Here is a 19,419-nt window from a genome sequence, read left to right as displayed (position 1 = left end):
CTCTATCGCTCCCTCGGGGTCAGGCCGCTATTAGCTTCACCGCAGTGCTAAGGATGATGGCGGATACTCGTTAGGTGTTTCGGGAATGTAGGTTTAAAGGATGAACGGATTATCCCTCTCTCTAAAAAACGTAAAAAAGAAGTTTACGAGAAATACTGGAATTACATGACAGAGCATCACCGACCAATCGAATAAAAGGATTTAATCTTAATAAAAACTTAAACAAAGCATATGTAAATAAAAAATGTTTATGAAAATAAAAAAAACCTTGCAGTTGTAGGAAGTTTCATTTATACTAAACAAGGTTGACTTAGAGCGATGATTTAAGAAGTTGCTGTTACTAATTCAGGTAATTCTTGAGGAGCGAGTTTTGGCCGTAGAGCCAGACGAAGACCACTGGACGAGCTGTGATTGGGCAGCTTTTTTAAAGCCCAAAGGTGGAAACACCCGGCAGGGTGTTCGGTGGCCTAAGTGCCTAAATGCTTGAATACATCTAATAGGAGGAAAATTTAGGTATGAGCAAACAAAAAATTAGAATCAAACTGAAGGCTTTTGATCACAAATTACTGGATCAATCCGCCGAAAGAATCGTTGAGACCGCAAAGCGGACTGGTGCGAATGTGTCTGGGCCCATCCCACTGCCTACCGACAAAGAAATCGTGACAATCCTACGTGCTGTCCACAAGTACAAAGATTCCAGAGAACAGTTTGAAATGCGTACGCACAAACGGTTAATCGATATCCTTAATCCGACACCGAAAACCGTCGATGCGTTGATGCGCTTGAACCTGCCAGCTGGCGTTGATATCGAAATCAAGTTATAAGCCCGTTTGGCCACTTATTATGATCGCCTAGCGATCCAATGATATTAGGAGGATAAATTGAAAAAAGCAATTATTGGTAAGAAAATCGGTATGACCCAGATTTTCACAGAGAACGGAACAGTGATTCCTGTTACCGTTGTTGAAGCTGGCCCCTGTACAGTTGCCCAGAAGAAAACTCTTGAAAATGATGGTTATGAAGCTGTCCAGTTCGCTTATGGCGAAATTAAGGACAAGAACGTCAACAAACCGAAAAAGGGTCATTTTGATAAATATGGCGTTGCCTACAAACGTGTTATCCGGGAATTCCGTTTGGATGACTGCGCTGCTTATGAACCCGGCCAGGAAGTTAAAGCTGATGTCTTTGAAGTGGGTGATAAGGTTGATGTTTCCGGTAAGTCTAAGGGTAAAGGATTTGCTGGTGTCATCAAACGTCACGGTCAGCACAGAGGACCCATGGCTCACGGTTCCAAGTACCACAGAAGCCCCGGCTCCATGGGCGCTTCCGCTTATCCCGCTCGTGTCATGAAGGGCAAGAAATTGCCTGGTCAGATGGGGAATAAGAATGTGACAGCCTTAAACCTGGAAATCGTCCAGATCGATGCAGAAAACAATGCACTTCTCATCAAGGGCGCCATTCCTGGACCGAAGGGTTCGCTGGTCACTATTAAAACCAGTGTCAAAGCGAAATAGTCTGAGCGAAAGGAGAAATAGAAATGCCTAAAATGGACATTATCGATATTAAAGGAAACGTCGTTGGCGATGTCGAACTGAGCGAACGTGTTTTCGGAATTGAACCCAATGAACCAGTGGTGCATCAAGTTGTTGTCGCACAGCTGGCCAACAAACGCCAAGGAACAAAAAGTGCCAAAACCCGTGCAGAAGTACGTGGGGGTGGCCGTAAGCCTTGGAGACAAAAAGGAACCGGGCGTGCCCGTGCTGGTACAAGCCGTTCTCCATTATGGAGCGGCGGTGGTGTCATCTTTGCACCAAAATCTCGGGATTATAGCCAGAAGGTTAACAAAAAAGTGCGTAACTTGGCCATGCGTTCAGTATTTTCTGCAAAAGTGCAGGAAAATGAACTTCGCATCGTCGATGCCTTCGCATTAGAAGCACCGAAGACCAAGGAAATGGCAGCGGTGTTAGAAGCCATAAATGCCCCTAAAGCATTGGTGGTTACCGCAGAAATGGATGAAGCAGTCATCCGCTCTGCAAATAATATCCCCAAGGTCGCCACAGCAACCGTTGCAGAACTCAATGTTTACGATATGCTGAAATACGATATCTTGGTACTGACCAAGGACGCCCTTGATAAAATTGAGGAGGTATATGCATAATGAAGGATCCTCGCGATATCATCATCCGTCCCATCATCTCCGAACGGACAATGGATGACAGTGAACAGAACAAATACACCTTCGAAGTGGCAAAGACTGCCAACAAAATCGAAATCAAGAATGCCGTAGAAGCCATCTTCGATGTTACCGTCGAAAAGGTTTATACCATGAACATGAACGGCAAGGTTAAAAGACGGGGCAGAACAGAAGGCCGTCGCCCAAACTGGAAAAAAGCGATTGTTAAACTCACCGCTGGCAGTAAGGGAATCGAATTCTTTGAAGGTGTCTAAACACACGACCCGATAAGCAGAATGAAAGTGGAGGTTTGCGAATAATGGGTATTAAAAAATATAAACCAACGTCACCCGGACGCCGTAATATGAGCGTCAACACCTTTGAGGAGGTGACGAAGAAGGAGCCAGAAAAGTCTCTGTTAGCTCCCCTTAAATCGAAAGCTGGCCGTAATGTTTACGGTCGGATCACCGTCCGTCACCAGGGTGGTGGAGCAAAGCGTAAGTACCGTATCATTGATTTCAAGCGGAATAAAGATGGTGTACCTGGCAAAGTTGCCGGTATTGAGTACGATCCGAATCGTAGCGCCAATATCGCACTGATCAACTATGCCGATGGTGAAAAACGGTATATCTTGGCTCCCCTGAAGCTTAAAGTTGGTGACACCATCGTGTCTGGTAAGGAAGCCGATATTACCATCGGGAACTGTTTGCCGTTGGCGTTTATCCCCGTTGGTACCTTGGTACATAATGTGGAATTAAAGGCTGGAAAGGGCGGCCAGATGGTTCGCTCCGCAGGTGCCTCGGCACAGCTTATGGCTAAGGAAGGCAACTACGCCACCTTACGTTTGCCCTCCGGTGAAATGCGTCAGGTCCGTATGGAATGCCGCGCAACCGTTGGAACCGTCGGCAATCTGGATCACCAGAATGTCCGTATCGGTAAAGCTGGCCGTAAACGCCATATGGGTATCCGCCCAACCGTCAGAGGGTCTGTTATGAATCCGAACGACCATCCCCATGGTGGTGGTGAAGGTCGCGCTCCCATTGGTCGTCCCGGTCCTGTGACACCTTGGGGTAAACCGGCTCTGGGTTACAAGACACGTAAGAAGCATAAGGCATCCGATAAACTTATCGTGAGACGCCGGAACGCGAAATAAGTAGGAGGGTGAACGAATGAGTCGATCCGTAAAAAAAGGACCTTTTGTTGAAGAAAGACTTTTAAAACGAGTAGAAGTAATGAACGAAAAGGGAGAAAAACAAGTTTTAAAAACTTGGTCGAGAAGCTCGACAATTTTCCCACAGTTTGTCGGACATACCATCGCCGTCCATGACGGCAGAAAGCACGTGCCGGTATATTGCACAGAAGATATGGTCGGCCACAAGCTTGGTGAATTCGCACCGACCCGGACTTTCCGCGGTCACGCAGGCGAAAAGAAATCGAAGCTTAAGTAAGTAGCCAAAAGGAGGATACAAAATGGAATCAAGAGCAACAGCAAAATACATCCGTGTCTCGTCCAGAAAGGCTAAATTAGTTGCTGACCTTATCAGAGGCAAAAGTATTGGCGAAGCCCTAAGTATTTTAGCCCTGACACCAAACAAGGCAGCAAAGGTCATCGAAAAGGTGGTCTTATCAGCCCTGGCGAACGCAGAAAATAACCACAATATGAATCCTGATGCATTGTATATCGATCAGATTTACGCAAATCAGGGTCCAACACTGAAACGATATAAGGCTGGTCCGCAGGGTCGTGCTTTTCCCATTAAGAAGAGAACTTCCCACATCACGGCAGTGCTTAAAGAACAGGAATAGGGGGTACGCTTAATTGGGTCAGAAAGTTAACGCACACGGCTTGCGCGTCGGTGTCATTAAAGACTGGAACGCAAAGTGGTACGCAAATGATAAAGATTTCGCGGATAACTTGATTGAAGATAGCAAAGTCCGCGGTTATATTAAGAAGAGCCAGTTCCAAGCTGGTATTTCCAAAATTGTCATCGAACGTTTTGGCAACAAGGTAAAAATCCATATCTACACCGCAAAACCGGGGATGATTATTGGAAAAGGCGGCGCAGGCATTGAAGCGCTGCGTATGGAACTTGAGAAAATGACTGGGAAGACCGTCTTCATCAATATCGTTGAAGTGAAGAACGTCGATTTAGATGCACAGCTGATTGCAGAAAATATCGCTGGACAACTGGAACGCCGGATTTCCTTCAGACGTGCCATGAAGCAGGCCATGCAGCGCACCATGCGTGCAGGAGCAAAGGGGATTAAAACCGCTGTTGCCGGCCGTCTCAATGGCGCTGAAATGGCGAGAAAAGAACATTATGCCCAGGGCAACGTACCCATGCAGACATTAAGAGCAGATATTTCCTATGGTTTCGCTGAAGCGGATACCACTTATGGTAAGCTCGGGATCAAAGTCTGGGTCAATAAGGGAGAAATCCTAACCGGCCGCGAAGACATCCTCGCTACCACCGCACAGGAAGACGATAAGAAGAAAAATCGTCGCAAAGCTCCTAAGAAAGACGCATAGTAAAGGAGGACGATCAGATGTTAATGCCTAAGCGCGTAAAACGCAGAAGAGTACATAGAGGCCGCATGAAGGGTAAAGCCACCCGCGGCAACACGATCACTTATGGTGATTACGCTATCCAGGCCCTTGAACCGGCATGGATTACATCCAACCAGATTGAAGCAGCCCGTGTCGCCATGACACGTTACATCAAACGTGGTGGTAAGGTTTGGATCAAAATTTTCCCAGACAAGCCAGTGACTGCAAAGCCGGCTGAAACCCGTATGGGTTCCGGTAAGGGTTCTCCAGAATACTGGGTGGCAGTGGTCAAACCAGGCCGTGTCATGTTCGAACTTGCTGGCGTCGATGAAGCAACCGCTCGGGAAGCCATGCGTCTTGCTCAACACAAACTGCCGATTAAAACGAAGTTCATCACTCGGGCAGACCAGGAAGAAATGGGTGAATAAGCATGAAGATTAAAGAATTAAGAGAATTACAAACCAATGAATTAGAGACCAAGCTGGGCGATTTGAAGGAAGAGCTCTTCAACCTGCGCTTCCAGCACGCGACCGGACAGCTTGAAAATCCAATGCGAATCCGGGAAGTCAAGAAAACATACGCCCGTATCAAGACGATTCTGACTGAACGTGAAAAACAGGCGTAACGAAGGAGGATTAGCTGATGGAACGTAATGAAAGAAAGACACGTATCGGCACTGTCGTCTCTGACAAAATGGATAAAACCATTGTCGTGGCGGTTGAAACATTCGTTAAACATCCGATTTACAGCAAACGTGTTAAAAATACAGTTAAATTTAAAGCTCACGATGAATTAAACCAATGTGGTATTGGCGATAAGGTTAAGATCATGGAAACCAGACCTTTGAGCAAGAACAAGCACTGGCGTTTAGTGGAAATCGTGGAAAAAGCTTTATAGGCTGCTTTGCGAAAAGGAGGTATTTCGCGTGATTCAACAGGAAACTAGATTAAAAGTTGCTGACAACACCGGTGCAAAGGAACTCCTGTGCATTCGTGTCCTCGGTGGCTCAGGCAGAAGATATGCCAATATTGGTGACATCATCGTCTGTTCTGTCAAGAGCGCGGCTCCTGGTGGCGATGTCAAGAAAGGCGATGTCGTAAAAGCAGTAGTCGTTCGTACCAAACGTGGTGTCCGTCGTGACGATGGTAGTTATATCAAATTTGATCAAAACGCTGCTGTTTTGATCAAAGAAGATAAGAACCCGCAAGGGACCCGTATCTTCGGACCCGTTGCAAGAGAGTTAAGAGATAAGAAATTTATGAAAATTGTATCTTTGGCTCCAGAAGTACTTTAATGAGGTGACCAAATGGCGAATAAGATGCATGTAAAAAAAGGTGATATCGTCCAGGTGATTTCTGGAAAAGATAAAGGAAAGACCGGTGCTGTGCTGGAAGCTTTCCCTGGTGAAGGTAAAGTGACCGTTGAAGGTGCGAACATCATCACCAGACATAAAAAACCCTCCGCTGCTATGCAACAAGGCGGCATTATCAAAGAAGAAGGCAAAATCGATGCATCCAACGTCCTTCTGATGTGTGATAAATGCGGCCGAGGTGTACGCACCGGTGTTAAGATTGAAGAAGACGGCTCTAAAGTCCGCGTCTGCAAGAAATGCGGCGCTGTACTGGATAACTAAACCAGGGAAGGAGGACAATAATGACAAGAATGCAGGAAAGATATCTGAATGTCGCTGTTCCAGCGCTTCAAGAAAAATTCCAATATAAGAATGTTATGGAAGTGCCTAAGCTGGTGAAGGTTGTCATCAACATGGGGCTTGGTGATTGCAAGGACAACTCCAAAGCTTTGGAAGCAGCAGTTGGCGATATGGCCATCATTGCTGGCCAAAAGCCTGTTATCATCAAGGCACGTAAATCTGTTGCTAACTTTAAGGTCCGTGAAGGCCAGAATGTTGGTGCAAAGGTGACCCTGAGAAGTGATCGCATGAATGAATTCTGCGACAAACTTTTCAACATCGCGCTGCCTCGCGTGCGTGACTTCCGTGGCTTATCCAACACGGCCTTTGACGGTCGTGGAAACTATGCCTTCGGGATTAAAGAACAGCTCATCTTCCCGGAAATCGACTACGATAAGGTCGAACAAATCCGTGGGATGGACATCATGTTCGTCACAACTGCAAAAACTGACGAAGAAGCCCACGAGCTGCTTGCTCAACTGGGATTACCGTTCGCAAGATAGGAGGCGTACCCATGGCAAAGAAAGCAATGAAGGAAAAACAGCAGAAAAAGCAGAAATATTCCACTCGTGAATATAACCGCTGCAGAATTTGTGGCAGACCACACGCCTATCTGAGAAAGTTCGGTATTTGCAGAATCTGTTTCAGAGAAATGGCCTACAAGGGAGAAATCCCTGGTGTGCGTAAAGCCAGCTGGTAAATTCTATTTAGAGTATCTAATAAAAAGGAGGGACTTAGCATGACAATGACTGATCCAATCGCAGATATGCTGACGAGAATCAGAAACGCAAACAATGCAGGTCATAAAGCAGTCGAAATACCAGCTTCCAAAGAAAAAAAGGCCATTGCCGAAATTCTGTTGGAAGAAGGATATATTAAAAAAGTTGAATACATCGACGATGATAAACAAGGAATGATCAAGGTCGCCTTGAAGTACGGTGAAGACAAAAGCCGTGTCATCGCAGGTATCAAGCGAATTTCAAAACCTGGTCTGCGTGTCTATGTAAACAAGGATGAAATTCCAAAGGTTTTAAATGGTCTGGGTGTGGCAATTATTTCTACATCAAAGGGTGTTTTAACCGATAAAGAAGCCAGAAGAGCCGGTATCGGCGGCGAAGTTATCTGCTACGTTTGGTAGTAAAGCAGGAGGAATGCAAGAATGTCTAGAGTAGGAAACGCTCCGGTTGCAATTCCCGCTGGTGTGGAGGTCAAATTAGACGGCCACATCATCACAGTCAAGGGCCCTAAGGGCGAATTGACAAGGGCTTTACATCCGGATATGATTATAGAAGTAGGCGACCAGGTCGTCGTAAAGAGACCGTCTGAAAGCAAGAATCACAAATCCCTTCATGGGTTAACCCGTGCACTCATCAACAACATGGTGACGGGTGTCCATGATGGCTTCCAGAAAGTCCTTGAAATCAGTGGTGTCGGTTACCGTGCAGAAAAGAAGGGAAAGAACCTGGTTATGAACCTTGGTTACTCCCATCCTGTGGAAATGGAAGATCCTGAAGGGGTCGAAACCGTATGCGAAACCCAGAACAAAGTTATAGTTAAAGGGATCAGCAAGGAAGCGGTTGGTGCCCACGCTGCCAACATCCGCGCTAAAAGACCACCGGAACCTTACAAGGGACATGGTGTCAAGTATGCCGATGAACACATTAGACGTAAAGTCGGTAAGACTGGTTAATGACAACCATGCCTAACAGGTAGGAGAAAGGAACTTACCATGATTAAAAAGATCGACAAAAATAAACAGCGTTTAAAGAAGCATCTGCGGGTTCGCCGGAAAATTTCCGGTACTGCCGCAATGCCACGATTAAACGTGTTCCGTAGTAATCAAAATATGTATGCACAGATTATCGATGATGTGAAAGGTGTTACCCTGGTAGCGGCTTCCACATTAGATAAAGATCTGAAAGCTGAATTAGCAAATGGAAGCAACAAGGAAGCCGCTAAGGCTGTTGGTGCTTCTATTGCCAAAAAGGCTTTGGCTGCCGGCATCGATGCGGTCGTTTTCGACAGAGGCGGTTATGTGTATACCGGTAGAGTGAAAAATTTGGCAGACGGCGCACGTGAAGCCGGCCTGAAATTCTAGGAAAGGGAGATCATTTAATGAAACAAAATTTAATTGATGCCAGCGGTCTGGAATTACAGGAAAAAGTCGTTAATATCAGCCGTGTCACCAAAGTTGTCAAGGGTGGTCGTAACTTCCGTTTCAGCTGCCTCGTCATCGTCGGTGATGGCAATGGCTTAGTTGGGGTTGGAAAAGGTAAGGCAATGGAAATTCCAGATGCCATCCGTAAAGGGATCGAATCCGCTAAAAAGAATCTCATTCGTGTTCCCTTGGTTGGCACAACGATTCCTCATCTTGTAGAAGGTGTGGATGGTGCTGGACGGGTTCTGCTTAAACCAGCAGGAAAAGGGACTGGCGTTATCGCTGGTGGTCCTGTCCGTGCGGTCTGTGAGCTTGCAGGTATTGCTGATATCCGTACAAAATCATTGGGTTCAAACAATGCCCGGAACATGGTGAATGCAACCATGGAAGGGTTGGCCCGTTTGACGACCGTCGAAGAGGTTGCTGCAAAACGCGGTAAGAGACCTGAAGAGATTTTAGGTTAGGAGGCTCGTATCATGGCTAAGCAATTGAAAATCACATTAAAAAAGAGTCTGATTGGACGTAATCCTAAACAACGCGCAACCATTAAGGCACTGGGACTGCGTAAAATCGGTCATTCTGTGACCGTGGAAGACAGTCCTGCGATTCGCGGCATGATCCACAAAACCGACTTCATGCTTGAAGTTGAAGAAGTTTAGGAGGTCATCGAATGAAATTACATACCTTGAAACCTGCAGAAGGTTCTCGTAAAGATACCAAGAGAAAAGGTCGCGGTACTGCGACTGGACAGGGAAAGACTGCTGGCCGAGGCCAGGATGGTCAGAAATCCCGTTCCGGTGGTGGGGTCCGTCTGGGCTTTGAAGGGGGACAGATGCCTTTGGCGAGACGTCTTCCTAAACGTGGCTTCTCAAATTACCCATTTAAGAAGGAATACGCCATCGTTAATGTTGGTGAACTGAATGCCTTTGAAGAAAATACTGTCATCACCCCTGAATTACTCATGGAATATGGCTTCGTCCGTAAATTAAAGGATGGGGTAAAAATCCTGGGTGAGGGAGACGTTGAAAAAGCCTTAACCTTAAAAATCAATAAGATCAGTAAATCTGCTGAGGAAAAAATTATTGCCCACGGAGGAAAGGTAGAGGTGATTTAAATGCTGTCCACGCTAAAGGATGCATGGAATATTCCTGAGATCAGGAAAAAAATCCTGTTTACTTTAGCTTTGCTCTTCGTTTATCGATTGGGATCGTTCATACCGGTCCCTTATATCGATGCGACGCAGCTGGCAAAGCTGATTAATGACGGCGGGATCTTCGGCTTGTTCAACATCATATCTGGTGGTAACTTTGGGAATTTTACCATTTTTGCCATGGGTATTACACCTTATATCAACGCATCCATCATCATGAATTTACTCGCGTTTGCCATTCCAGCACTGGAAAGCCTTCAGAAAGAAGGCGAAGAAGGGCGAAAAAAGCTAGCGCAGTACACCCGGTATTTAACCATTGTACTGGCCATTGTTCAAGCCTTGGGCATGAGTTTATCCTATGGTGATTTATTAGTAGAAAAAACAGCATTCACCGTTTTCGTCGTCGTCCTCTGTATCACAGCAGGAACGACCTTTCTGATGTATTTAGGAGAAGAAATAACCGAAAATGGAATCGGGAACGGGATTTCGCTGATTATCTTTGTGAGCATTATCTCTCGTATTCCCAGTGGCATCAGCACGATTTATGAATATGTCCAGGCTGAAACCTTGTCCATTGTCGGGGTAATCCTGCTTATCATCTTCATTATCGTTTCTACCGTCGCGGTGGTTGCCGTAACTGAAGGACAACGTAAGATTCCAGTACAATATGCAAAACGCGTTGTAGGGCGGAAGATGTACGGTGGGCAGAGCACTCATATTCCCCTTCGTGTGAATATGGCAGGTGTCATCCCGATTATCTTTGCCAGCTCCCTCACGCTATTCCCTGCGACCTTGGCCCAGTTCTTCCCAAATTCTGGTTTTAGCCAGTGGGTTGCTAAATATTTGGCCTGGGGAACACCGACAACAACCATTATTTATGTCATTTTAATTGTGGCATTTACTTATTTTTATACTGCTGTCACATTTAATCCCTTTGATATCGCAGATAATATCAAAAAACAAGGGGGGTATATCCCAGGTATTAGACCAGGAAAACCGACGGTCGAGTATTTCACTCGGATTATGAACCGTTTAACTCTTTTTGGTGGGATTTTCTTGGCACTTATTGCCATTATCCCTATTATTGTCGGCAATTTCATGGGAGGTGTCAGCCTCCAGTTCGGTGGAACCAGCTTACTGATTATTGTCGGGGTTGCCCTGGAAACTGTCAAACAGCTGGAATCAGAAATGACAATGCGGAACTATCAGGGATTCTTAAAATAATTCAAGACAATTTGGAGATGGAATAATGAGAGTTGTATTATTAGGACCTCCGGGTGCAGGAAAAGGAACTCAAGCAAAAGGAATTGCAGAAAAGTTCAATATCCCCCACATCTCTACTGGAGATCTGTTTAGAGAAAATTTGAAGAATGAAACACCGCTGGGAAAAAAGGCAAAGGCATATATGGATGCAGGCAAGCTTGTTCCAGATGAGCTGGTCATTGCCCTCGTGGAGGATCGCATTATCCGTGAGGATTGTAAGGATGGCTATCTTTTAGATGGTTTTCCGAGAACAGTCGCCCAGGCCTCTGCACTGTGTGCTTTTAATGAAAAAATCGGTAAGCTTTTAGATTACGCGGTTAACATTGAGGTGCCGGAAGGACTCTTAGTCGAACGAATTGTTGGACGGCGGGTTTGCCCGAAATGCGGTTCTTCCTATCATGTCACATTTAATCCTCCCAAAGTTGATGGAATTTGTGATATTGATGGCGAAGCACTTATACAGCGTGCAGATGATTCAGAGGAGACGGTGAAGACCCGTTTAGCGGTCTATCATTCCGAATCTGCACCCCTTGTCGATTTTTACCACTTTAAAGATAAGCTCATCAATATTGATGGCAATCAATCCCCACGAGCGGTTGCAGCTGACATTGAAACTGCACTTAAAGGCGGTAATCAGTAAATGATTAACGTAAAATCAAGTCAGGATATCGAGTATATGCGAATGGCCGGTCGCCTTGTGGCAGAATGTCACGAGCTTCTGGCCGAGGCAATCAAACCGGGGATTACAACCCTTGAACTGGATAAAATGGCGGAAGATTATTTTAAAAAGAATGGTGCCGTGCCCACTTTTTTGGGCTATCAGGGTTTTCCCAATTCCATATGTGCATCGATTAATGGAGAAGTAGTCCATGGAATTCCAAACCATCGTCGTTTGGAAGAGGGCGATATTATCGCCATCGACCTTGGTGCAACCTTAAATGGCTTCGTCGGTGATGCCGCCCGTACCCATGGGGTCGGAAACATATCGGAGACGGCTAAAAAGCTTATTGATGTCACCCGGGAATCCTTTTTTAAAGGCATCGCTTTTGCGCGTCAGGGGTATCGTTTATCAGACGTCTCCCATGCCATTCAATGTTATGTTGAAGCGAATGGTTTCTCAGTGGTCCGGGATTATGTCGGGCATGGGATAGGCAGAGAGATGCATGAAGATCCCCCAATTCCCAATTTTGGAAAACCAGGCCATGGTCCACGCTTATGTCAGGGAATGTGCCTTGCCATTGAGCCCATGGTTAATGTTGGGAATTATGATGTCGAAGTTTTGGATAATGACTGGACCGTCGTCACTACAGATGGTTCATTATCAGCCCATTATGAAAACACCATCGTTGTAACAGGTGAGTCAGAACCTGAGATTTTAACGATGCTTTGATGGTAGTGATATGAAAGATTTAACGTTAGGACAGGTGGTTCGTTCAACCGCAGGCAGGGATAAAGATCTTTTTATGCTGGTCGTGAAGATCATTGATGAGGACTTCGTTCTTCTGGCTGATGGTGACCTGCGTAAGCTTAGTCATCCCAAGCGGAAGAAGCTTAAGCACCTGGCTAAAACCAACCACATCGTCTCAATCATCCAAGAAAAGCTGATGAGTGGCGAGAAGGTGCAAAACGCCGAAATCAGAAAAGTATTGGAACCCTTTAACAGTAACAATAATAAGTCGGTTGTAGACGTGGAACACGAGGAGGTTTGATTAATGGGAAAAAAAGATGTAATTGAAGTCGAAGGAAAAGTAATTGAGGCTTTACCTAATACGATTTTTCTAGTAGAATTAGAGAATGGGCATCAAATCACTGCCCATATTTCCGGAAAGCTTCGGATGAATTATATCCGGATCTTACCCGGGGACAAAGTGAACCTGGAATTGTCTCCGTATGATTTGACCCGAGGGCGGATCGTATGGCGAGGAAAGGGCAAATCCTGAAGGAGGAACGAACATGAAGGTCAGACCATCCGTTAAGCCAATGTGCGAAAAGTGTAAGATCATCAAAAGAAACGGCCGTGTCATGGTGATTTGTGAAAATCCCAAACACAAACAGAAACAGGGTTAATGTAAGATCCTTGCAGGAATGCAAAAGCAGGCGGTATGGCCGCGGCAAACTCCATACCGATTACATAAAGAGGCGTGCGCGGTTGCGCACCGGACATGGAACTAGGAAAACATCACTTCTATCTAGGGTTCCAGGTCATATTTACATGACTATTTACTTTTAGGAGGTACACACTGTATGGCAAGAATTGCCGGGGTCGATTTACCACGTGATAAGCGGGTAGAAATTGGCTTAACTTACATCTATGGGATTGGGAGATCAACTTCTAATCAGATTTTAGCAGAATTAAACATCAATCCGGATACTCGGGTTAAAGATTTGACTGAAGGCGAAATTAACGCCCTCCGTGGGATTCTCGATGAAAAGTATACCGTTGAAGGGGATCTTCGTCGTGAAGTTAACTTGAACATCAAGCGACTCATCGAAATTGGCTCTTATCGTGGGATGCGCCACCGTCGTGGGCTGCCTGTCCGTGGACAGAAGACCAAGACCAACGCCCGTACACGTAAGGGTCCGAAGAAGACCGTTGGTAGAAAGAGTAAATAAATCCTAGTGGAGGTTAAGAATGGCTAAGAAAGTCGTCAGATCGAAAAAAAGAAAAATTAAAAAGAATGTTGAACGTGGCCAGGCCCACATCCAATCTTCTTTCAATAATACAATCATCACCATCACCGATATGGCAGGAAACGCTTTATCCTGGGCTTCTGCTGGTGAGTTAGGTTTTAGAGGTTCTAAGAAAAGCACACCCTTTGCTGCTCAGATGGCTTCTGAACAAGCAGCTAAACTGGCCATGGAACATGGCCTGAAAACTGTCGAAGTTATGGTCAAGGGACCTGGCTCTGGCCGTGAAGCTGCAATCCGTGCCCTGCAGGCTGCCGGCTTGGAAATCACACTCATCCGTGATGTGACTCCCATCCCTCATAATGGATGCCGTCCGCCTAAACGTAGAAGAGTCTGATTGGAGGTAATTAGAATATGGCTAGAAATAGAGATGCTTCATGCCGTCAATGCAGACGCGAGGGCATGAAATTATACTTAAAAGGTGAACGATGCTATTCAAAGGACAAATGTGCCTTTGAAAAGAGACCGACCCCTCCGGGTCAACACGGCAAGAGACGCTCCAAGGCTTCAGAATATGGCCTGCAGCTCCGTGAAAAACAAAAGGTCAAACGAATTTATGGCGTGCTGGAAAGACAGTTCAGCGGCTATTTCGATAAAGCTGAAAAACAGAAGGGCATCACAGGGGAAAACTTACTGTCCATCCTGGAAACCCGTTTAGATAATGTGGTCTATCGTTTAGGCCTGGCGACTTCCAGAAAGGAAGCCCGTCAATTGGTTTTACACAAACACTTCTTAATCAACGGTAGCATTGTCAATGTTCCTTCATACCTGATGAAGGAAGGCGATACCATTGAAGTCAAGGCAAAAAGTAAAAAATCACCGAAGTTCAAAAGTATCGTGGAAATCACTGAAAACCACGTCATCGTGCCCTGGTTATCTGCAGATTTAGATAATTTAAGCGGTAAACTGGTTGGCATGCCAACACGTGAAGATATCGATGTTGAAATTGCTGAACATCTCATTGTTGAATTATACTCTAAGTAAGGGTATCAATGACCTTGAGAATTTAACCCTCGCGTTATGGATAATAGTATTAAATTATAGGAGGGTCACGATTTTATGATCGAATTTGAAAAACCGATTATCGATATTGTAGATAAATCAGATGATGATACTTACGGCAAGTTCGTAGTCGAGCCCCTGGAAAGAGGCTATGGTACGACCTTGGGAAACTGCCTGCGCCGGATCATGCTTTCTTCTTTACCAGGTGTTGCCGTCACCAATGTTAAAATTGATGGAGTGCTCCACGAGTTTTCGACAATCCCCGGCATTAAAGAAGATGTTATTGAAATTCTTCTCAATCTCAAAGGGTTGTGTGCAGTCATGCACGTCAATGAATCGAAAACCGTTCGTATTGAAGCATCCGGTGAAGGCGAAGTTACAGCCGGTGACATCATTGGCGATGCCGACGTCGATATCATCAATCCCGATATGCACATTGCTACTTTGGCAAAGGATGGTGTGCTGAATATGGAAATCCGTCTTGAACAAGGACGGGGTTATATCTCAGCAGAAAAGAATAAGTATCCGGGGATGCCCATTGGCACTCTACCACTTGATTCTAATTTCTCCCCAATCCGGAAGGTGATTTTCCGAGTGGAGGACACCCGAGTTGGTCAGGTGACGGACTTTGATAAGCTTACTTTGGAGGTTTGGACCGATGGAACAACCTCTCCAGAGGATGCGCTATCCTTATCGGCCAAGGTGATGAATGAGCATTTGAATCTTTTCATTGACTTGACAGATGCCACCAGCAATGTGGAAATCATGGTGGAAAAAGAAGAAAACGAGAAAGAGCGCATCCGTGAGATGTCCATTGAAGAATTGGAATTATCCGTTCGTTCAAGTAATTGTCTCCGGAGAGCCAATATCGATACTGTTGAAAAACTGACACAGAAGACAGAAGAGGATATGATTAAGGTCCGTAACCTGGGCCGTAAATCCCTCAACGAAATCAAGCATAAGCTTTCTGAAATCGGTCTGTCTTTAAGTCCAGAAGAGAAGACAAAGGAGTAATTGTGTAATGGCTGGAAATAGAAAATTAGGCCGTCCCACTGATCAGAGAAAATTGATGTTACGTAATTTAACAACTGCTCTGCTCGAACACGGCAAGATTGAAACCACGGTTACCCGTGCGAAAGAACTGAGACGCATGGCTGACAAAATGGTAACCTTAGGGAAGAAGGGGGATCTGCACGCAAGACGTCAGGCTCTCGCTTATATTACCAAGGAAGAAGTAGTTGTTCGCTTATTTGACGAAATCGCACCAAAGTACGAAGAACGTCAAGGTGGCTACACCCGCATTTATAAAATGGGGCCACGCAGAGGCGATAATGCCGAATTGGCTGTAATAGAATTGGTCTAATACACCATGGGGGAGGTTTAGCCTGGAAGGGTTAAATCTCCCCTTTTCCAATATAACCATCATTAGAAAGAACACTTATGGAAAATTTGATCGAGGTACGGGATTTAGGGTACGAATATCCTAAAAATGAAGAGAACAAAGAAGAAGATACCACCGCCCTGCGGGGAGTGGATTTTACTGTCGCCCCCGGGGAATTCGTCGGTATCATCGGTCACAATGGATCAGGGAAATCGACATTATCAAAGCTTCTTAATGCGATTATCCTGCCCACAAAGGGTCAGGTCCTCATTAAAGGGATGGATACCAAGGATCCAGAAAATCTTTGGAGTATCCGTCAAACAGCTGGAATGGTTTTTCAAAATCCCGATAATCAACTGGTGGCCACCATTGTTGAAGAGGATGTGGCCTTTGGACCGGAAAACCTGGGTGTGGAGCCCGCTGAAATCCGCCGTCGGGTGGATGAATGCCTGGCCACGGTTTCCATGGGGGAGTATCGTAGACAAAAGCCCCATCAATTATCCGGGGGGCAGAAGCAACGCATTGCCATTGCTGGTATTTTAGCCATGGAGCCAGAATGTATTATCTTTGACGAGCCCACAGCCATGCTTGACCCATCAGGGCGCCGGGAGGTCATGGAAACCATCAAGAAGCTTAACCGGGACAAGGGGATGACCGTGCTGCATATTACCCATTATATGACAGAGCTCATCGATGCGGATCGGATTATCGTATTGGATGGGGGACAGATTGTCATGGAAGGAACACCCCGGGAAATATTTCGCCAGGTGACGGCACTGAAGGCCATTGGCCTGGACGTACCCCAAATGACAGAATTAGCCTTTCTGCTCCGGGAAAGCGGCTTTGATATTCCCGACGACCTTTTACATATTGAAGAAATGGCAGGTGCCCTATGCCCTTAGAAATCGTAAATTTAGAGCATGTCTATTCCAAAGGCTCTCCCTTTGAATTCGTTGCCCTAAAAGACATCAACTGCCGTATTGAGGATGGGGAATTCATTGGGCTGATTGGACATACCGGCTCGGGTAAATCTACTCTGATTCAACATCTTAACGGGTTATTAACCCCAACCAGTGGGTCAGTGCTCTTTAATGGGAAGGATATTTTTAAAGAGGATCGAAAATCCATGGTTAAGCTTCGCCATAATATTGGCTTGGTTTTCCAATACCCAGAGCACCAGCTCTTTGAAGAGACCGTCGCCAAGGACGTCGCCTTTGGCCCTAAAAACTTGGGCCTATCCGAGGAAGAAATTGCTACACGGGTCCGTCAGTCCATCGAAATGGTGGGGCTTCATTACGATACCGTTAAGGAGCAGTCACCCTTCGAGCTATCCGGGGGGCAAATGCGTCGGGTTGCCATTGCCGGGGTACTGGCCATGGAGCCCCAGGTTTTAATCCTGGATGAACCCACCGCCGGCTTAGACCCCAGGGGACGGGACGAAATTCTCTCCCAGATTAAAAAGCTCCACCAGGAAAAGGGCATTACCGTCATCCTTGTATCACACAGCATGGAGGATGTGGGGCGCTTAGCGGATAAAATTCTGGTGATGCATCAGGGATCTGTCGTCTTTTTCGATCAACCGGCCAAGGTGTTTACCGAAATTGATACCCTGGAATCCATCGGCTTGGCGGTACCCGAGGTGACCTATCTCATGCGGGAGCTTGCTAAACGGTATCCGGATATTCGTCAAGATATCTTTACGGTGGAGGCCGCCAAGACGGAAATCCTGAGGGTTATGGAAGGGGATGCCCATGTTTAAAGATATTACCATTGGCCAATATTACCCGGCAGATTCCATCATCCATCGATTAGACCCCCGGACAAAGATTATCTTTACCTTTGCCTACATTATTCTGCTTTTCGTCCTGAATAACCTTTGGGGCTATTTGGCTGCCTTCATCTTCTTAGCGGCGGTCATTTTAATGAGCAAAATTCCCCTGGGCTATATTTTTAAGGGGCTTAAGGCTCTGGTCCTGATTATCCTGCTGACGGTGGTCCTGAATCTCTTTATGACCCCGGGTACCCCGGTGGCTTCTTTTGGGCCATTTACCCTGACTGCAGAAGGGATTTGCAACTCAACCTATATGGCCTTACGTCTGATTTTCCTCATCATTGGGACAAACATCATGACTTTAACGACCTCTCCCATCGATTTAACCGATGGAATGGAGTTTTGCATCAAGGGAATCCCCTTCGTCAGACGATATGCCCACGAATTATCTATGATGATGTCCATTGCTCTGCGGTTTATTCCAACACTGATGGAAGAAACGGACAAGATCATGAAGGCTCAAAAGGCCAGAGGAGCCGACTTTGAATCCGGTAATTTGATTTCAAGGGCAAAGGCCCTGGTGCCCATTTTGGTGCCCTTATTTGTATCGGCTTTTCGTCGGGCAGATGAATTGGCGACCGCCATGGAAGCGCGGTGCTATCGGGGTGGGGAAAACCGTACTCGGATGAATCAGCTGCGTTTTACAAAGGCAGACGCCATTACCTTCATCGTCCTCCTCGCCTTTACGGGGCTTCTTATCTATTCCCGGTTTATTACCTGGCCTCTGCCCTTTTCCTTTTCAGTATAAGGACGGTGGCTGCGGTGAGAAACATTAAACTAACCATAAGCTATAAAGGCACAGCCTACGCCGGCTGGCAGTTCCAAAAAAACGCCCCTTCTATCGAAGAGGCGCTTTTGGATGCCATCCATCAGGTCACTGGGGAGGTGGTCAAGCTCTACGGTGCCGGCCGTACCGATGCCGGGGTCCACGCCCAGGGCCAGGTGGCCAATTTTACCACAGCCTCCCGGATTCCTCCGGAACGCTTTGCCCTGGCCCTGAATACCAAGCTTCCCCGGGACATCCGGGTGATGGAAAGTCATCAGGTCCCAGAGGACTTCCATAGTCGGTACAGTGCCGTCGGAAAAATTTATGCATACACTCTGTATACCGCTCCCATTGAAAGCCCCTTTTATTGGGACTATACCTGGCATATTCGTGAAGTTCTGGACTTAAGGGCCATGGACACCGCGGCCAGAGCCTTTTGTGGTGAACATGATTTTAGGGGCTTTATGTCCACCGGTAGTGCCGTGAAATCCACGGTACGGCGCATTGACACCCTGACCATCGAAGACCACAGCCCGGAGATCCAGCTCACCATCCAAGGCAATGGCTTTTTGTACAATATGGTCCGGATCATCACCGGCACCCTGGTGGCTGTGGGAATGGGGAAAATAAAGGCAGAAGACATCCCCGGGATCATCGAAAGCGGGGACCGGGAGCAGGGGGGGATTACCGCACCTGCCCAGGGGCTGATGTTAAAAAAAGTGATTTATTCACAATAATCATTTGACAATAGCCTTCAGTTAGGCTAGAA

General features: G+C 46.3%; 36 protein-coding genes. All 36 read left to right on the top strand.

Annotation, left to right across the window (positions count from 1 at the left end; all coding sequences use genetic code 11):
• The first annotated feature begins 515 nt into the window (after positions 1 to 515).
• The 36 genes from rpsJ (at position 516) to truA (ending at position 19,387) form a co-directional block, all read left to right on the top strand.
• Complete coding sequence (gene rpsJ / locus BLW33_RS12105; protein WP_090246866.1) at positions 516 to 824, top strand: 30S ribosomal protein S10; 309 nt, start codon at positions 516 to 518, stop codon at positions 822 to 824.
• Between the two features lie 57 nt (positions 825 to 881).
• Positions 882 to 1,514 (top strand): 50S ribosomal protein L3, encoded by a 633-nt coding sequence (gene rplC / locus BLW33_RS12100; protein WP_090246867.1) that lies wholly within the window; start codon positions 882 to 884, stop codon positions 1,512 to 1,514.
• 23 nt (positions 1,515 to 1,537) lie between these two features.
• Positions 1,538 to 2,158, top strand: coding sequence for a 50S ribosomal protein L4 (rplD, locus tag BLW33_RS12095; RefSeq protein ID WP_090309258.1), 621 nt, complete (start codon positions 1,538 to 1,540; stop codon positions 2,156 to 2,158).
• Positions 2,158 to 2,448: a 50S ribosomal protein L23 gene (rplW, locus tag BLW33_RS12090; protein WP_090246870.1), complete on the top strand. Its 291-nt coding sequence runs from the start codon at positions 2,158 to 2,160 to the stop codon at positions 2,446 to 2,448. Before rplD ends, rplW begins: the two co-directional genes overlap by 1 nt.
• Positions 2,449 to 2,492: 44 nt before the next feature.
• Positions 2,493 to 3,326 carry a 50S ribosomal protein L2 gene (gene rplB / locus BLW33_RS12085; protein ID WP_090309255.1) on the top strand — a complete coding sequence of 278 codons (834 nt, stop codon included), beginning with the start codon at positions 2,493 to 2,495 and terminating at the stop codon, positions 3,324 to 3,326.
• A 16-nt stretch (positions 3,327 to 3,342) separates the two neighbouring features.
• Positions 3,343 to 3,621: a 30S ribosomal protein S19 gene (gene rpsS, locus BLW33_RS12080; RefSeq protein WP_090246874.1), complete on the top strand. Its 279-nt coding sequence runs from the start codon at positions 3,343 to 3,345 to the stop codon at positions 3,619 to 3,621.
• A gap of 22 nt (positions 3,622 to 3,643) precedes the next feature.
• Complete coding sequence (rplV, locus tag BLW33_RS12075) at positions 3,644 to 3,979, top strand: 50S ribosomal protein L22 (RefSeq protein WP_090246875.1); 336 nt, start codon at positions 3,644 to 3,646, stop codon at positions 3,977 to 3,979.
• A 13-nt stretch (positions 3,980 to 3,992) separates the two neighbouring features.
• Positions 3,993 to 4,703, top strand: a complete 711-nt coding sequence (gene rpsC, locus BLW33_RS12070; RefSeq protein ID WP_090246877.1) for a 30S ribosomal protein S3 — start codon at positions 3,993 to 3,995, stop codon at positions 4,701 to 4,703.
• 17 nt (positions 4,704 to 4,720) lie between these two features.
• The gene (gene rplP, locus BLW33_RS12065) at positions 4,721 to 5,149 is read left to right on the top strand and encodes a 50S ribosomal protein L16 (RefSeq protein WP_090246879.1); all 429 of its coding nucleotides are present in this window, start codon (positions 4,721 to 4,723) and stop codon (positions 5,147 to 5,149) included.
• A gap of 2 nt (positions 5,150 to 5,151) precedes the next feature.
• Entirely contained in the window at positions 5,152 to 5,346 is a 195-nt protein-coding gene (gene rpmC, locus BLW33_RS12060; RefSeq protein ID WP_090246880.1) for a 50S ribosomal protein L29, read from the top strand.
• Positions 5,347 to 5,360: 14 nt separating this feature from the next.
• The gene (gene rpsQ, locus BLW33_RS12055; RefSeq protein ID WP_176770941.1) at positions 5,361 to 5,618 is read left to right on the top strand and encodes a 30S ribosomal protein S17; all 258 of its coding nucleotides are present in this window, start codon (positions 5,361 to 5,363) and stop codon (positions 5,616 to 5,618) included.
• Positions 5,619 to 5,646: 28 nt separating this feature from the next.
• The gene (gene rplN, locus BLW33_RS12050; RefSeq protein ID WP_090246883.1) at positions 5,647 to 6,015 is read left to right on the top strand and encodes a 50S ribosomal protein L14; all 369 of its coding nucleotides are present in this window, start codon (positions 5,647 to 5,649) and stop codon (positions 6,013 to 6,015) included.
• A 12-nt stretch (positions 6,016 to 6,027) separates the two neighbouring features.
• Positions 6,028 to 6,354 carry a 50S ribosomal protein L24 gene (gene rplX, locus BLW33_RS12045; RefSeq protein WP_090246885.1) on the top strand — a complete coding sequence of 109 codons (327 nt, stop codon included), beginning with the start codon at positions 6,028 to 6,030 and terminating at the stop codon, positions 6,352 to 6,354.
• Positions 6,355 to 6,374: 20 nt separating this feature from the next.
• Complete coding sequence (rplE, locus tag BLW33_RS12040; protein WP_090246886.1) at positions 6,375 to 6,914, top strand: 50S ribosomal protein L5; 540 nt, start codon at positions 6,375 to 6,377, stop codon at positions 6,912 to 6,914.
• A gap of 11 nt (positions 6,915 to 6,925) precedes the next feature.
• Complete coding sequence (locus tag BLW33_RS12035) at positions 6,926 to 7,111, top strand: type Z 30S ribosomal protein S14 (RefSeq protein WP_090246888.1); 186 nt, start codon at positions 6,926 to 6,928, stop codon at positions 7,109 to 7,111.
• A gap of 39 nt (positions 7,112 to 7,150) precedes the next feature.
• Entirely contained in the window at positions 7,151 to 7,549 is a 399-nt protein-coding gene (rpsH, locus tag BLW33_RS12030) for a 30S ribosomal protein S8 (protein WP_090246889.1), read from the top strand.
• Positions 7,550 to 7,570: 21 nt separating this feature from the next.
• Complete coding sequence (rplF, locus tag BLW33_RS12025; RefSeq protein WP_090246891.1) at positions 7,571 to 8,101, top strand: 50S ribosomal protein L6; 531 nt, start codon at positions 7,571 to 7,573, stop codon at positions 8,099 to 8,101.
• 39 nt (positions 8,102 to 8,140) lie between these two features.
• Positions 8,141 to 8,509 carry a 50S ribosomal protein L18 gene (gene rplR / locus BLW33_RS12020; protein ID WP_090309252.1) on the top strand — a complete coding sequence of 123 codons (369 nt, stop codon included), beginning with the start codon at positions 8,141 to 8,143 and terminating at the stop codon, positions 8,507 to 8,509.
• A 17-nt stretch (positions 8,510 to 8,526) separates the two neighbouring features.
• The gene (gene rpsE / locus BLW33_RS12015; RefSeq protein WP_090246893.1) at positions 8,527 to 9,033 is read left to right on the top strand and encodes a 30S ribosomal protein S5; all 507 of its coding nucleotides are present in this window, start codon (positions 8,527 to 8,529) and stop codon (positions 9,031 to 9,033) included.
• Between the two features lie 12 nt (positions 9,034 to 9,045).
• Positions 9,046 to 9,228, top strand: a complete 183-nt coding sequence (gene rpmD / locus BLW33_RS12010; protein ID WP_090246895.1) for a 50S ribosomal protein L30 — start codon at positions 9,046 to 9,048, stop codon at positions 9,226 to 9,228.
• A gap of 11 nt (positions 9,229 to 9,239) precedes the next feature.
• A complete protein-coding gene (rplO, locus tag BLW33_RS12005) occupies positions 9,240 to 9,683 on the top strand; it encodes a 50S ribosomal protein L15 (RefSeq protein ID WP_090309250.1) in 444 nt (147 codons plus the stop codon).
• The gene (gene secY / locus BLW33_RS12000) at positions 9,684 to 10,943 is read left to right on the top strand and encodes a preprotein translocase subunit SecY (RefSeq protein ID WP_090309248.1); all 1,260 of its coding nucleotides are present in this window, start codon (positions 9,684 to 9,686) and stop codon (positions 10,941 to 10,943) included. It begins immediately after the preceding gene.
• A gap of 25 nt (positions 10,944 to 10,968) precedes the next feature.
• The gene (locus BLW33_RS11995) at positions 10,969 to 11,622 is read left to right on the top strand and encodes an adenylate kinase (protein ID WP_090309245.1); all 654 of its coding nucleotides are present in this window, start codon (positions 10,969 to 10,971) and stop codon (positions 11,620 to 11,622) included.
• The gene (gene map / locus BLW33_RS11990) at positions 11,623 to 12,372 is read left to right on the top strand and encodes a type I methionyl aminopeptidase (RefSeq protein WP_090309243.1); all 750 of its coding nucleotides are present in this window, start codon (positions 11,623 to 11,625) and stop codon (positions 12,370 to 12,372) included.
• A gap of 10 nt (positions 12,373 to 12,382) precedes the next feature.
• A complete protein-coding gene (locus BLW33_RS11985) occupies positions 12,383 to 12,691 on the top strand; it encodes a KOW domain-containing RNA-binding protein (protein WP_090309240.1) in 309 nt (102 codons plus the stop codon).
• Between the two features lie 3 nt (positions 12,692 to 12,694).
• On the top strand, positions 12,695 to 12,922 hold the full coding sequence (gene infA, locus BLW33_RS11980) for a translation initiation factor IF-1 (protein ID WP_090246904.1): 228 nt from the start codon (positions 12,695 to 12,697) through the stop codon (positions 12,920 to 12,922).
• Positions 12,923 to 12,935: 13 nt separating this feature from the next.
• Positions 12,936 to 13,049, top strand: coding sequence for a 50S ribosomal protein L36 (gene rpmJ / locus BLW33_RS11975; RefSeq protein ID WP_090246905.1), 114 nt, complete (start codon positions 12,936 to 12,938; stop codon positions 13,047 to 13,049).
• Between the two features lie 177 nt (positions 13,050 to 13,226).
• On the top strand, positions 13,227 to 13,595 hold the full coding sequence (gene rpsM / locus BLW33_RS11970; RefSeq protein ID WP_090246908.1) for a 30S ribosomal protein S13: 369 nt from the start codon (positions 13,227 to 13,229) through the stop codon (positions 13,593 to 13,595).
• 19 nt (positions 13,596 to 13,614) lie between these two features.
• Positions 13,615 to 14,007: a 30S ribosomal protein S11 gene (gene rpsK / locus BLW33_RS11965; RefSeq protein ID WP_090309236.1), complete on the top strand. Its 393-nt coding sequence runs from the start codon at positions 13,615 to 13,617 to the stop codon at positions 14,005 to 14,007.
• A 17-nt stretch (positions 14,008 to 14,024) separates the two neighbouring features.
• Positions 14,025 to 14,654, top strand: a complete 630-nt coding sequence (rpsD, locus tag BLW33_RS11960) for a 30S ribosomal protein S4 (RefSeq protein WP_090309234.1) — start codon at positions 14,025 to 14,027, stop codon at positions 14,652 to 14,654.
• A 75-nt stretch (positions 14,655 to 14,729) separates the two neighbouring features.
• Positions 14,730 to 15,686: a DNA-directed RNA polymerase subunit alpha gene (locus tag BLW33_RS11955; protein ID WP_090309232.1), complete on the top strand. Its 957-nt coding sequence runs from the start codon at positions 14,730 to 14,732 to the stop codon at positions 15,684 to 15,686.
• Positions 15,687 to 15,693: 7 nt separating this feature from the next.
• Positions 15,694 to 16,035 (top strand): 50S ribosomal protein L17, encoded by a 342-nt coding sequence (gene rplQ, locus BLW33_RS11950; protein WP_090246914.1) that lies wholly within the window; start codon positions 15,694 to 15,696, stop codon positions 16,033 to 16,035.
• A 77-nt stretch (positions 16,036 to 16,112) separates the two neighbouring features.
• A complete protein-coding gene (locus tag BLW33_RS11945) occupies positions 16,113 to 16,955 on the top strand; it encodes an energy-coupling factor transporter ATPase (protein WP_090309230.1) in 843 nt (280 codons plus the stop codon).
• Positions 16,946 to 17,812, top strand: a complete 867-nt coding sequence (locus tag BLW33_RS11940) for an energy-coupling factor transporter ATPase (RefSeq protein WP_090309228.1) — start codon at positions 16,946 to 16,948, stop codon at positions 17,810 to 17,812. The genes BLW33_RS11945 and BLW33_RS11940 overlap by 10 nt, the downstream gene beginning before the upstream one ends.
• Entirely contained in the window at positions 17,805 to 18,632 is an 828-nt protein-coding gene (locus BLW33_RS11935; RefSeq protein WP_090309226.1) for an energy-coupling factor transporter transmembrane component T family protein, read from the top strand. The genes BLW33_RS11940 and BLW33_RS11935 overlap by 8 nt, the downstream gene beginning before the upstream one ends.
• Positions 18,633 to 18,646: 14 nt before the next feature.
• Positions 18,647 to 19,387, top strand: coding sequence for a tRNA pseudouridine(38-40) synthase TruA (truA, locus tag BLW33_RS11930; RefSeq protein WP_090309223.1), 741 nt, complete (start codon positions 18,647 to 18,649; stop codon positions 19,385 to 19,387).
• The last annotated feature ends 32 nt before the right edge of the window (positions 19,388 to 19,419 follow it).

It is taken from the genome of Eubacterium aggregans (assembly GCF_900107815.1).
Taxonomy (GTDB): domain Bacteria; phylum Bacillota; class Clostridia; order Eubacteriales; family Eubacteriaceae; genus Eubacterium_O; species Eubacterium_O aggregans.
The sequence above is the reverse complement of the archived record's forward strand: the minus strand, read 5'-3'. Positions and strand labels throughout refer to the sequence as shown.